Source organism: Rhodococcus sp. BH5 (genome assembly GCF_027583855.1).
Lineage (GTDB): Bacteria > Actinomycetota > Actinomycetes > Mycobacteriales > Mycobacteriaceae > Rhodococcus_F > Rhodococcus_F qingshengii.
This window is the reverse complement of record NZ_JAJHVW010000003.1, coordinates 423949-436615: the sequence shown is the minus strand read 5'-3', so window position 1 is coordinate 436615 and position 12667 is coordinate 423949. Positions and strand designations below refer to the sequence as shown.

Sequence of the window (12667 nt, the reverse complement as noted above, 5' to 3'; positions counted from 1 at the left end):
CGCTAAGGGCATTTGGTTTCGATCGGCAAGTCTCCGCGATCGGCGCCAGAAGTGACAGTGCCGTGGCGCAGGGCATCAGTGCGGCAGAAGAGCGGCCACCTGAGCCTTGATCTCCCCCCTGATTTCGTCGACAGTACGAGCGATGTTTACGGTGGCCGCCATTGCGAGGAACATGATCGCCGACACCACGTGCGCCCGCGTTGCAGCCTCGGCCTCTCCGATTTGACCGCCTCGGCGCAGCACTGCTGCGATGGCTTCTTCGGTCTGGCCGACGATGGTGAGCGCTTCCGCATGGTGGGGTTCCTCGGGGTTGCCGAACACCATCTCCCGCAGGTAGGTGCGTCCGTTGTCGATCTGGGTGCGGTTGCATTCCACGATCGGGCCGATGATCGCCATCACCGCGTCGAGTACGTCGGAGATGTTTTCGGCATCCGTGCGGCCCCGCGCGAGTGCTTCGCTGTAGTTCGCGTTCTGCACAAGTAGGAGCAACTCGCCTTTCGTCTTGGCGTACAGGAACACCGTCCCGGTACCGACGTCCGCCTTCTCGGCGATCTGTTGGGTGGTGACATCGTCGACGCCGTACTCGGCGAAGAGTTCGCTGGCAGCGGCGGTAATACGGACAAGTTTCTGCTGCTTGTTTCGCTCGCGCCTTCCGGCTGGCTGGGAAGCGGATGGCATGACGGATATCCTTCGGGAATAGATATTGAGTACATTCAGTTATGACTGTAGTCAATATTGATGCGGTTCAGATGTCCCCTTGATCGTCCCACGAGACATCACCTCTGCATCGCACCGATGACCTACCTGACCGATTTACCTGAGGAGCACCCCGCTCATGACATCACCTTCACTCTGGCAACCGTTCGCCCTCGGACGCGTCGAACTCCCGCACCGACTCGCCTTGGCGCCGATGACCCGCAACCGAGCAAACCCGGACGGCACCCCGGGCCCGCTCGTAGCGACCTACTACGGCCAGCGCGCCTCGCTCGGACTGGTCATCACCGAGGGCACCCAGCCCTCCGACGACGGGCAGGGTTACCCGAACACGCCTGGGATCTACACTCCGGCTCATATCGAGGGCTGGTCACACGTCGCCGACGCTGTCCATGATGGTGGCGGTGCGCTGTTCATCCAGCTGATGCACGTCGGCCGGATGTCGCACCCGGACAACACAACACATCACCGTCCGCCGGTAGCCCCCTCGGCCATCTCGGCTGATCAGGACATGTTCACCGCGACCGGTCCGCAGAAGACTCCGGTGCCGCGGGAGATGAGCATCTCCGACATTGAGACGACGATCGCCGATTTCCGGCATGCTGCGGCATCCGCGATCGCAGCCGGCGCAGACGGGGTGGAGATTCACGCTGCGAACGGGTATTTGCTGCACCAATTCCTCTCCCCGAACTCGAACCACCGCACTGATCAGTACGGCGGATCGGTGGAAAACCGGTCTCGCTTCGTGATCGAGGTCGCCGCGGCAGTGGCAGAAGAAATCGGAGCCGATCGGGTGGGGATCCGGATTTCCCCGTCGATGCCGTTGGGCGGGATCGACGAAGGTGAGATCGGGAGCGTGCGCGCCCAGTACACGCACCTGGTCGGGGAACTCGCGGCACTGAGCCTTGCCTACCTCCACGTCCATCATGTCGGTGACGACGATTTGCTCCGCTCGTTCCGTGACGTGTGGCCGACCGCTGTCCTGGTCGTGCGCTTCGGGCGCACGCGTGAGCAGATCTCCGGCGACATCGACGCCGGTCTGGCTGACATCGCGCCGCTGGGGCAGTTCGCACTGGCGAACCCCGATGTCGTCGACCGTCTACGCCTGGGAGCGCCACTGAACGCTGTGGACCCGACCACCCTCTACGGCGGCGGCGAAGCGGGGTACACCGACTACCCGACCCTCGCACACGTCTGACCATCCGCCACGTAACCCAAGGAACCTGACATGCCCTCACTCAACGGATCCGTTGTCCTCGTCACCGGAGCAAACGGCGGCATCGGCACCCACTTCGTCCACGAAGCCCTCGCTCGCGGTGCGTCGAAGGTATATGCCACCGCTCGCACTCCTCGTACGTGGGACGACGAACGGATCGTCCCCCTCGCCCTCGACGTCACCAATCCCGCATCCATCGAAGCTGTCGTTTCCGCCGCATCGGACGTGACCGTTCTGATCAACAACGCCGGCACTTCCACCTCCAGCACGGGCATCCTCACCCATACCGACGAGGAAATCCGCGCCAATGTCGAAACAAACTTCCTCGGCCCCCTCTTTCTCGCCCGCGCCTTCGCGCCGATCCTTACAGCCCAGGACGAGTCGGTCATCATAGACATCCACTCGCTGCTGAGTTGGTACGCCGTCGCGGGTATCTACAGCGCCACCAAAGCTGCACTATGGTCTGCGACCAACTCACTTCGCCTCGAACTCGCACCCGCAGGCGTCCACGTCGTCGGCGTCCACGTCGGCTGGGTCGACACCCCCATGGCCGCGCACTCCACCGACCCCAAAACTGATCCAGCGGACCTCGTACGCACCGTGTTCGACGCGGTCGAGGCAGGCGAGTACGAAGTCCTCGCCGACGAAGCATCCGCTCAGGTCAAAGCTGGACTCAGTGCGCCCATCGAAGCTCTCTACCCGCAACTCGGAACTGCAGCGCCGCAGCAGTAGCCAAGCGGAGGCGTCGCGGAAAACAGAGCCGCGACGCCTCCCCACCCTTCCCGTCGCCCTAGCCGAAGGAACCAAAGACATGAAAGCGTTCGTCGTCACCAAATATAAAGGGCCACTGCAAGAATCCGACGTGCCGGAGCCAGTTGTCGGTGAGCGTGACGTGCTCGTGCGAGTAGAAGCAGCCGGGCTGAACCAACTCGACGAGAAGATCCGCACCGGTGAGTTCAAGCAGATACTCCCGTACAGGCTTCCGTTGATCCTCGGCAACGACCTCGCCGGCGTCGTCATCGAGGTCGGGCCGAAGGTTCAGTCGTTCAAACCCGGCGACGAAGTATTTGCTCGACCCGACAAGGATCGCATCGGAACATTCGCGGAGCGTATCGCAGTGACGGAGGCCGATCTTGCCCTCAAACCGGCAACAATCAGCATGACGGAAGCAGCATCCATGCCTCTGGTGGCACTGACCGCGTGGCAGGCACTGGTCGAGCGCGCCAACGTGCAGCCAGGACAGAGAGTCCTCATCCACGCTGGCGCCGGCGGTGTCGGATCTATCGCGATTCAGCTCGCCAAACACCTCGGCGCCACGGTCGCAACCACAGCCAGCGCCCGAAACGGGGACTTCGTTCGAGCCCTCGGTGCCGACACAGTCATCGACTACCACAATGAGGACTTCGAACAGGTCCTCCACAGCTACGACGTGGTGCTCGACAGCCTCGGCGGCGAGAACCTCAAGAAATCCCTCCGCGTACTCAAGCCAGGAGGAAAGGCTATCGGGATTTCCGGGCCGCCGGATCCAGCCTTCGCCCGCGAGATCGGGCTCAATCCGCTACTGCGCCTCGCGATCACCGGACTGAGCTCCAGTATCCGCCGCCAAGCTCGCAAGCTGGGTGTGAGCTACGAGTTCCTCTTCATGCACGCCAGCGGTGACCAACTCCGCAACATCGCCGAACTCGTCGACGACGGCGCACTCCGCCCCGTCCTCGGGCAGGTCTTCCCGTTCGAGGAGACACCCCAAGGCCTCCGGACACTGAGCAAGGGTGGCATCCGGGGTAAAGCTGTCATCAGTAACACCCGAAACCTCGAAACCTCAACCGACATAAGGACAGATCCATGAGTACCGGCAACGACCCCGTCATCACGTCCTATGCGAAGGCGCCGACCCGCACCATCACCGCCGGCGGCGTCACCTACGCGTACCGCGAACTCGGACCGAAGGGCGAAATCCCCGTCGTCTTCTTCGTCCACCTCGCCGCGAACCTCGACAACTGGGATCCGCGAATCATCGACCCCATCGCGAAAAAGCGCCGTGTCATCGCCTTCGACAACCGCGGCGTCGGCGCCTCTACCGGGAAAGTTCCCGACAGCATCGAGGCGATGGCCGACGACGCCGTCACCTTCATCACAGCGCTCGGACTCGGTACGGTCGATATCTTTTCGTTCTCCCTCGGCGGCATGATCGCCCAAGCCCTCGTGCTCGAGCACCCCGAACTCGTGCGCAGACTTGTCCTCACCGGGACCGGCCCCGCCGGCGGTAAGGACATCGACAAAGTCGCCCGCACAACCTATTACGACATTCTTCGAGCTACCCTGACCCGGTCCGACCCGAAAGAATTCCTGTTCTTCAACCGCAACACCGCCGGCAAACGCGCCGCCACAGCATTCGTCGAACGCCTGAAGGAACGCACCGACGACCGAGATGCGCCCGTCTCGGTCAAGGCCTTTCAGACCCAACTCACAGCGATCAAGAAGTGGGGCCGCTCCACACCGGAAAACCTGTCGGCCATCACCGCACCCACCCTCATCGCCAACGGCGACAACGACCGAATGGTGCCCTCAACCCTCTCCGAAGACCTGCACCGCCGAATCCCCGCAAGCGAACTGATCATCTACCCCGACTCCGGGCACGGCGGCATATTCCAACACCACGACACATTCGCACCCGCCGCCGTCGACTTCCTCACCCGCTGAACGAGCGGAAACCTTCCAGGCCAACACCACCGACGCATGACCGAGCAGAATCGCCGATCACGGCTGACCAAATCCTTGCTCGATGGAGCATGGAGAGGAAAACGGTTCGTGCGCACTTGAGCGCTTCCGATTACCACCGCGGACGATCGTCTCGGCCGCGCAGGGCGTGCTCGGACCTGTTCTCGACAAGAAGCTCTAGCTAGCCCTTGACAGCCCGCACAACACGGACGGCCGGTCCTTCATGCTGTTCGGATGCTCACTCATTGCCGGCCACGGGCGCACGGCTCATCGGGCAGCACGCACACGTCCAACCGATGAGCCACACACACCGCTCCGCGGCCGCCGCCTCCATCACCGTCGGCACCCGTGTCACTGAATCGCACCGTAGTTTCCGGGGACTGATGTACCCCGCACGACTCAGGGCTGGTCCCGTCTATGGGATCGATCGGCGATTGCTATGAACACGCCGTGATCGAATCTTTATGGGGCAGCATGTAAACCGAACTCTTGAATCGAAAACGACGGAAAACGAGGACCGAATTGGCCGACTCCACGTTCGAGTACTTCGAGATCTTCCGCAATCGCTAACGCCGTCACAGTGCCCTCGGGATGCTGACACCGATCGAGTTCGAGAACGTACACGTCACACGTCAACCCGTAGCCTGACGTAAAAATGACGGCTCCACGAAACTTGGGGTACATCGAAGTCCCCGGACTCGCCGGGGCGATTCCGTCGATACCGGCCGATCGGGAGTAAGGGGTTGTTCTTGTTGCGGGGAATCAGGTTTGGCGCCGTTCGAGAGCGAACACTCGAAGATTACGTGCCGTGCGAGTCTTGTACACCGAGTACGTAGGGTTGTATTCGACGAACTGTTCGAAGACGCTCTCTGCCTCCTGCCCTGTCAACAAGGTTGTGTTCACAGGGATCTCGGCCCCTGCGATTGTCACCGTCGCCTCCCGATTGGCCAACAGGTTCTCGGACCACGCGGGGTGATGGGGTCGCCCGAAATTACTACCGACCAGAAATAATCGGCCTCCTTCGCGCATGTAGGTGAGAGGCGTCGTCCGGGGCTGCCCTGTTTTCCTTCCGGTCGTGGCCAACAACAGCAACGGCACCCCCATCGGACCGAAGATCGTTCGTCGGCCTTTGCTGTGCGCGAGCAGTTTTCGGTCGATCGGCGTCAATTTCCGGAGATACCAAGACCCGATCCGCGACGATACGAAGGCATTCAGTGGCTTCTTGAGCAATCGCCGATCGTGACCCCACCGAATATCGGGGAAGGCGTTGGTGTCCATAGTTGATTGTCTCTCCGGTGCTTCTCTGTGTACACCGCCTCCTGCAATGCGCTCAGTCGGCGAAGTGCTGCGGAGTGTTGTGGTTCGGTGCTGGAGCTGATTGGCGGGTTGGTGTCGACTCGGGATGATCACGTGTGTCTTGGTGCGCGGCGTGTCTCGTTGCCCCGGCCGATGACGCGTCCCTGGTACATCCGGCGGTCGACCTCCCGCCCGACATTGATTCGGAGTGACAACGGATTCGAGGAGTTTGGGGGAGCTCCGGGCGGGTAGGTGAAGGCGGTGAAGACAAATAAACACTTCCAGGGAGAGCGATCTGGTGCCGCAGGTGAGCAGGCCTCGGTGCTGTTGATCGCGGAACCGGGCAAAGCTACGGCTCTCGCGGAACGCATAGCGAAGTATCTGCCACAACGTTTACGAAGCCGTGACCGCCTCGAGCGCCGGTGGACGACTTGTGTACGTAGCAAGCCCTACCTCTCGGACGAGCAAACAGACTTCGCAGACGTCATCGGGGCGGTCGATCCGTCGTCCGAAGGGGAGGACATCGTCGTATACCTCACTGATCTACCGCGCCGCGAAGATACGCTGCCGGTGGTGGCCGACGTCAGCCCCGGCCATTGCTTCGCGCTTGTCTCTGTCGCTGGGGTGGGTGCGATCCACATCGAGCGCCGCGTCCGCGCTGTTACCGAACTCGCGATAGCCCGCATTCTTGGTGAACCGGAACTCATGCCGCAGGGCGCGGCGCGACGGTTCCCGTGTGCGCAGACGGAGAATGGCAGTCGTTACTTCGCGCCATCAGGACTGCGGCGGTTACGACTGTTGTCGGGGATGGTGCGGGCGAACCGCCCGTGGAGGCTGGTCGCCGGACTGTCGAAGGTGCTCGTCGGTGCCTTTGCCACGGGTGCGATCGCGCTAGCAACGAGTACGATTTGGTTGTTCGCCGACACGATGGGCCCTTGGCGTATGAGCGCGGCTACGCTCCTGTCGATCGTGGCGATGATTCTCTGGCTGATCGTCGATCACGAACTGTGGGAGCGGCCGAAGTCGTCGGAAGAGCGCGATCGATCCGTGCTGTACAACATTTCGACCGTGGTCACCCTGTTCATCGGCGTGACCGTCCTCCACGTGGCCCTGTTCTGTCTACTGTTGTTCACTGCGTGTCTCACACTTCCCCCGGAACTGCTGGCCCGCACTCTCGGACACGGGGTGAACTTCTCCGACTACCTCACGCTCGCCTGGCTGCTGGCGTCGATCGCCACGATAGGTGGGGCTCTCGGGTCGGGTCTCGAGGACGACGATGCCGTCACGGAAGCGACGTACGGGGTTCGGCAGCGGCAACGCATCAAGGAGACCCGAACGCGGTCGAACGAAGCGAATGAATGATCGCGAGAGCGCTTCGTAGGCGCTACTGCCGGTGGCGTTCGCGACCGCGGGCGAGGTCGTGATCCCTGCCGACGGTTCGTGATGGGAATGTGCAGCTGACCAGCGCAGTCCTTATTCTCTCGTGATGATCGAACGCAGCACGTAGTAGAGGACCCCAGCGATCGGGGCTCCGACCGCGACACTGGCCAGCGCGCACCGTGATCGCGTTACGGCACAACCGAATCCGATTTCACAAGTGCCGAATTCGGTTTTTCTACAGGTGGGGTAGTGCTGCAGTGAGGAAGACGGCGCCGAAGGCGATTCCGGCAATGCCGGTGAGGATCCCGACCACGCCGGCGGTGTTGTCGCCCAGATCGCGTCCGGGGGTGTCGGGTCGGCGCGCTGCCAGGGCGGTTCCGATGGCGGCGGCACCGAGGAGGATGCCGAGGCCGAACATCCAGAACGTCAGTATCGAGAGTGCACCGAGCATCAACGCCATGTCGCTGTATTCATCGCTGGTGATCGGACGGTGGTGATCCCACCAATCGGGTGGAGTGTGCGCGCGGGATTCGGTGTTGTCGGTGTTGTCGGATTGTTCGTGCGGGGGGATAGTGGATGCAGTCATGGCAGCTAAAGGGTTCTCGCGCTGATTCTTTCGTGTGGTGGATGTACCGGTGTGCGCCACGGGTGTGCAGTGGGAGATCGAAACGATGGTGGGTGAGGCCCGAGAACCCATCGCGTGTCCTCGGGAGTCACCCCACCATCAAAGCGGTGTTCGGGCCAGGCGGATCAGGCTTCGATCTGCACCTGTGTTGTCGATCCGGCGTTATCGGTTCGGGAGGGTGGTCCGGAGGAGACCTCGATCCGCCGCGGTTTCGCCTTCTCTGCGATCGGCAACGTCACCGTCAACACGCCGTTGTCGTACGAGGCCTCGATCTGTTGGGCGTCGATGTCGTCGCTGATGGACAGCTGCCGTTTGTATGTTCCAGCGAAACGCTCACTCGCCAGCCAGCTCACACCCTCTTCGGAGAGGGCGGTGCGGTGCGCGGTCAACGTCAGGGTCGAGCCGTCGATGTGGACGCCCACTGATCCTGGGTCGACGCCCGGAAGATCGGCGTGCAGGACGTACTGGTCCTCGACCTTGTAGAGGTCCATCGGCATGAACCGTGGACTGCGTCCGTTGCCGGTTCCCGCGGCGAGTACGGACTTGGTGATCGCGTCGATGTCGGTGAAAGGATCGAAACGAAGCACAGCAACACACCTCCCATGTCGTGAAAAGAAAGGTCACCGCCACTGTGGCGGTTGACCGAACTTACTGTGCGAGAACATGATAACCACACGAATTAGCACTCTGCAACCGAGAGTGCCAGAAGCTTTGGGGAAGTGTTCCGGTCCCTGAAGATCGCTGCTTTGCCTGGTCCCGACAAAAGCGGTGGCCGCCTTCGGCCTCGATTCGAAGCGGGCGGCGCGGTACGGCACTTCGTCAGTAGCGGCGGTGCGGCAACGGATCCGCCGGAGCCCCGGCTCTGCGTGTGCGAGTCGGGGCGTATGACCGACGTCGGCATTGAGCACACAACACCGATGACCCACTATCCGTGCGAAGTCGACGTTCATGTCGTCCGCACATCTTCAACCATAAACAGTGCGATCGGTATAAATCATGTTCAGTCGCCTTCGATGCCAAGAAGTGACATGGCCGTTTGCATGGCAAGGTGAACATCTTGGTCGTCACGCTAGCGGCGCAGTAGCCGCGGTGCCTGGAAAGGTGGCCCGTTCCTGGTATTTGGTTTGCAGACGTCTGTTCCGAATGCTTTTGCAAAATAGGTCTTTTCCCGATGTTTGCGGGTGGATCGGGCATCGAACATCGCGGGTGCTCGTTCGTCGGAGTCGCTGCGAACGATGTCCGTGTTCGTGCACACACCGAACCGGCTGTAAGGGAGAACACTTCGGCCACCGTCAAAGCTTGCTCATCACAATGGAACTGGGACTTTCGACCCTGTCGTCTACAAGCAGTGCGCAATAACCTTCGTCGGGTCGGGGGCACCCGTTCCGTTCGAGGGGGCAAACAATCGGGCGGGTGTTCGTCAAGGCAAGGCCATATCACCCTCGCGGGTCTCCTTGCCGGGCCTTGAGCTGTGCGCGCCCAGAAGTGCTCAGGGCCCGCCCGATGCGGGGATCGAGAAAGTGAAGACGAAAGGTTCTCAGATGAGCCGAAGGAGTGATCGCCGATCGACAAGTTCTGCTCGCCGCCTGGCCACGCGGATTACCGGTGTCAGAGGTTCGGCGTGTAAGCCGAACTCGCTCACGGCAGAAGATCTGAGGGCTGTAATCGAGTCCCTCACTGGAGTTCTCGCTGCTCGAGAATCGAGCGCGGAAACCGCACCTCTCGCCGGAAATCCTCCGTCGTCGACGCCAACTGACAGGCAGTTCTGAATCGCACCGGTATTTTCGCAGCCGGACAGCATATTCGAACTCAGACGCGCTGTCAGCCGGGACGGGTGGTAATCACAGAAGTAGGTGGAAGATGTCGAAGGCGACTGTCCATTGGGCTGTGCCGGGGTTCTTGCGGTCCGGTTCGACCGTGGCGAAAGTTTGCGCCAGCGCTACGCTCAACCCTCCTGCGATCAGCGGCAGTCGTTGCTCTGTCTCCTCTGAGAGGGCCACGTCCAAGGGCGGGCGGGCCGTGAGCTGATCGAGCAGCGGTTGAAGTTCGATCTCCTCGTCGAGTTTTTCGAACCGGTGGATGCTCTCCTGTAATCCCTTGGTGATCGGCAGGTCCCACGGTTCGATCACGTCGCGCAAGTTTGCTTTCGCGGAGGCTTTCCCGATCAGGATCACGTCGTAGATCTTGTCGTCGATGAAATCGGTATAGCGCTTGAGATCGTTCCGGTCGACCTGCAGTCCGGCCGCTGCCCTGAAGAACCGCTGGAATTTCACGGTGCCCATTACTGGCATGTCGTCAGCTCCTTTCGAAGTATTCATGGATTTGGCGTACGGCCATCGCTCCTTCACCGACGGCGGATGCGACTCGTTTCACCGAACCGCGGCGGATGTCGCCCGCCGCGAACAGGCCGGGCAGGCTGGTTTCGAGCGTCCTGGACAGGCCGCCGTTGATTGGCAGGCTGCCGTCCGCTCGTGCGTGGATCGCGTCCACACCGGTGAGGACGAAGCCGTGGTCGTCGAGTGCGATCGCGTCGGCAAGCCACCCTGTGTGCGGTACTGCCCCGATGAAGACGAACAGGGCGCGCACCCGAATCGTGTCCTGGTCGCCGGTGCGATTGTCCTCGACCGCAATTGCTTCGAGGTATTTCTCGCCGTGGACCGCACGAATCTCGGTGTGCCGGTGCACGGTGACCCGCGGATGGTGTTCGATCTGGTCGACCAGGTATCGGGACATGCTCTTCCCGAGGTCATCGCCGCGGATGAGCAGGTGCACCTGTGAGACGTGCTCGGCGAGGAAGACGGCGGCCTGGCCGGCGGAGTTGCCGCCACCGACGATGGCTATCGGGTCGGTGCCGCATATCCGTGCTTCCTGATGCGTTGCGGCGTAGTACACGCTTGTTCCTTCCAGCGCCTCGATCCCCTGAACGGCCAACTTGCGGTACCGCGCCCCGGCGGCGAGCACAACGGCCCGGGCGTGCACCGACCCGCCGTCCGCCAGTCGGAGCACGTGGTTCCCGGCCTCGGATCCCAAACCGGTCACTTCTGCCGACACCAGGATTCGGGCGCCGAACTTCCCGGCCTGGAGCACGGCTCGCTCGGCCAATTCGGAGCCGGAGACCCCGGCGGGGAATCCCAGATAATTCTCGATCCGGGATGAGGTACTGGCTTGGCCGCCCGCAGCGATCCGCTCCAACGTCACCGTGTTCAACCCGTCCGAGGCGCCGTACACCGATGCGGCCAGGCCGGCCGGTCCGGCACCCACGACGACGAGGTTGTAGACGTCCTTGGCTGCGTCCGCGACGGGTGCCGGGACAGGAAGCCCGACGACGCGTGCGAGTTCCGCATTCGTCGGATTGCGCAGCACCTTCTCGCCGTGCCAGATCACGACGGGTGTGTCCTCGGGTGCGACGTTCAGGCTGCGTAGCAGCTGCTCCACTCGTTCGTCCTGTTCCAAGTCGAACCACTTGTGGGGCAGACGGTTTCGCATCGCGAACTCACGAAGTCGCAACGTATCCGGGGAGAAGCAGGAGCCGATGATCCGGAATCCGGAGCCGAGCCCGATCAGCAAGTGCCGACGCACAAGGTAGGCGCGCAGGATCAAATCGCTGAGCACGGGATCGTGGGCAATCAGCTCGCGTACCTGCTCGGCCGGGACGACGAGTATCTCGCCGTCCTCGATCACTTCGGCGGTGAAGAACGCCACCTGACCTTCCAGGAGTCCGAGCTCGCCCAGGAAACGCCCAGGACCGTGCACGCGCAGTATCCGGCGCTCGCCGTCCGCGTCGCCTTCGTCGACGACTGCGATCTTTCCGGAAAGGACGACGACGAAATCGTTGTCAGGCGCGCCTTCTCGGATCAGCACCTCGCCGGCGTGAACCGGTCGACGCGAGCCACCGACCTCGAGCTTCGCGACCTGGTCGTCCGTCAGCCGCGGGAAGGCGCCCTCCTCGTCCGGGGTCTCGTCGTCGACCGGCGGGCTGTACCCGATGGGTGAGGCGCCCTCAGACGAAGTTCTGGTCGACATAACACCACCGCCAATCCTCGCCGGGCTCCATCGACTGGACGATCGGATGCCCGATGGCGTGAGCGTGAGCACTCGCGTGCCTGCCCGGCGAAGAGTCGCAGCAACCGACGTGTCCGCACGTCAGGCACAGCCTCAGATGCACCCACGGGGTGCCGAGGCGAAGACATTCCTCGCAGCCCTGCGGGGTACGGGGCACCACGGCCCGGATCGCGGTTACATGTGGGTCCGCATGGACAGGACTCATGACTTCGCCTCCTCGCCGGCATTTTCCGAGAGCGCCTGATCGAGCCACGTGCGCAGCTGGGGGACCGGAGCTGCGCCCGACTGGCGAGCGAGAACCTCACCCCGGTCCATCACCAGCAGAGTCGGCACGGCGCGGACGGTGAATCGTTCAGCCGTCCGGGGTGCAGCATCGACGTCGACCTTGACCAGCTTGATCTGGCCGGCGTGTTCTCTGGCGAGCTGCTCGAGCGCGGGGCTGACCATGCGACACGGGCCGCACCACGTCGCCCACAGATCCACGAGCACAGGCACCGAGGATTTTTCGACGATCTCCGCGAAGTCACCGTCTCCCGCCGCGGCGATCCAGGGCAGCGGCTCGTGGCAGTTGCCGCAGCGAGGTTTTCCTTCCCCTGCTGCCGGGATGTTGTTGGTCTTGCCGCAGTTCGGGCACTTCACCTTTTCGGATCCCATGA

Annotated in this window: 13 protein-coding genes; 5 read left to right on the top strand and 8 right to left on the bottom strand. The window is 62.5% G+C overall.

Translation table 11 applies throughout. The features are described 5' to 3' along the window. Window positions 1-75: 75 nt before the first annotated feature. Complete coding sequence (locus RhoBH5_RS11090) at window positions 76-678, bottom strand: TetR/AcrR family transcriptional regulator (RefSeq protein ID WP_007735533.1); 603 nt, start codon at window positions 676-678, stop codon at window positions 76-78. A 157-nt stretch (window positions 679-835) separates the two neighbouring features. On the opposite strand from RhoBH5_RS11090, the gene RhoBH5_RS11085 reads away from it, so the two are divergent. The 4 genes from RhoBH5_RS11085 (at window position 836) to RhoBH5_RS11070 (ending at window position 4630) form a co-directional block, all read left to right on the top strand. Next, the gene (locus tag RhoBH5_RS11085; protein ID WP_270008282.1) at window positions 836-1912 is read left to right on the top strand and encodes an alkene reductase; all 1077 of its coding nucleotides are present in this window, start codon (window positions 836-838) and stop codon (window positions 1910-1912) included. A gap of 30 nt (window positions 1913-1942) precedes the next feature. Beyond that, window positions 1943-2662, top strand: a complete 720-nt coding sequence (locus tag RhoBH5_RS11080; RefSeq protein WP_007735537.1) for an SDR family oxidoreductase — start codon at window positions 1943-1945, stop codon at window positions 2660-2662. Window positions 2663-2741: 79 nt separating this feature from the next. Further along, window positions 2742-3776 carry an NADP-dependent oxidoreductase gene (locus tag RhoBH5_RS11075; RefSeq protein ID WP_270008281.1) on the top strand — a complete coding sequence of 345 codons (1035 nt, stop codon included), beginning with the start codon at window positions 2742-2744 and terminating at the stop codon, window positions 3774-3776. Further along, on the top strand, window positions 3773-4630 hold the full coding sequence (locus RhoBH5_RS11070) for an alpha/beta fold hydrolase (RefSeq protein WP_064113704.1): 858 nt from the start codon (window positions 3773-3775) through the stop codon (window positions 4628-4630). The genes RhoBH5_RS11075 and RhoBH5_RS11070 overlap by 4 nt, the downstream gene beginning before the upstream one ends. Window positions 4631-5410: 780 nt before the next feature. Here RhoBH5_RS11070 and RhoBH5_RS11065 read toward each other — a convergent pair. Beyond that, the gene (locus RhoBH5_RS11065; RefSeq protein WP_270008280.1) at window positions 5411-5926 is read right to left on the bottom strand and encodes a nitroreductase family deazaflavin-dependent oxidoreductase; all 516 of its coding nucleotides are present in this window, start codon (window positions 5924-5926) and stop codon (window positions 5411-5413) included. A gap of 279 nt (window positions 5927-6205) precedes the next feature. Here RhoBH5_RS11065 and RhoBH5_RS11060 point away from each other — a divergent pair, with 279 nt between their 5' ends. Then, on the top strand, window positions 6206-7306 hold the full coding sequence (locus RhoBH5_RS11060) for a membrane protein (protein WP_039973504.1): 1101 nt from the start codon (window positions 6206-6208) through the stop codon (window positions 7304-7306). 253 nt (window positions 7307-7559) lie between these two features. Here the strand turns inward: RhoBH5_RS11060 and RhoBH5_RS11055 are convergent, their stop codons facing one another. The 6 genes from RhoBH5_RS11055 to trxA all read right to left on the bottom strand — a co-directional run bounded on the left by RhoBH5_RS11055 (window position 7560) and on the right by trxA (window position 12665). Next, a complete protein-coding gene (locus tag RhoBH5_RS11055) occupies window positions 7560-7910 on the bottom strand; it encodes a hypothetical protein (RefSeq protein ID WP_039973505.1) in 351 nt (116 codons plus the stop codon). A gap of 164 nt (window positions 7911-8074) precedes the next feature. Beyond that, window positions 8075-8536, bottom strand: coding sequence for an Hsp20/alpha crystallin family protein (locus RhoBH5_RS11050; protein WP_047272442.1), 462 nt, complete (start codon window positions 8534-8536; stop codon window positions 8075-8077). Window positions 8537-9790: 1254 nt separating this feature from the next. Beyond that, a complete protein-coding gene (locus tag RhoBH5_RS11045) occupies window positions 9791-10231 on the bottom strand; it encodes a DUF1931 family protein (RefSeq protein WP_024487875.1) in 441 nt (146 codons plus the stop codon). 13 nt (window positions 10232-10244) lie between these two features. Continuing rightward, on the bottom strand, window positions 10245-11972 hold the full coding sequence (locus RhoBH5_RS11040) for an FAD-dependent oxidoreductase (protein ID WP_270008279.1): 1728 nt from the start codon (window positions 11970-11972) through the stop codon (window positions 10245-10247). Beyond that, window positions 11950-12216 (bottom strand): UBP-type zinc finger domain-containing protein, encoded by a 267-nt coding sequence (locus RhoBH5_RS11035; protein ID WP_007735548.1) that lies wholly within the window; start codon window positions 12214-12216, stop codon window positions 11950-11952. Before RhoBH5_RS11035 ends, RhoBH5_RS11040 begins: the two co-directional genes overlap by 23 nt. After that, window positions 12213-12665 (bottom strand): thioredoxin, encoded by a 453-nt coding sequence (trxA, locus tag RhoBH5_RS11030; RefSeq protein ID WP_007735549.1) that lies wholly within the window; start codon window positions 12663-12665, stop codon window positions 12213-12215. The genes RhoBH5_RS11035 and trxA overlap by 4 nt, the downstream gene beginning before the upstream one ends. Window positions 12666-12667: the final 2 nt, after the last annotated feature.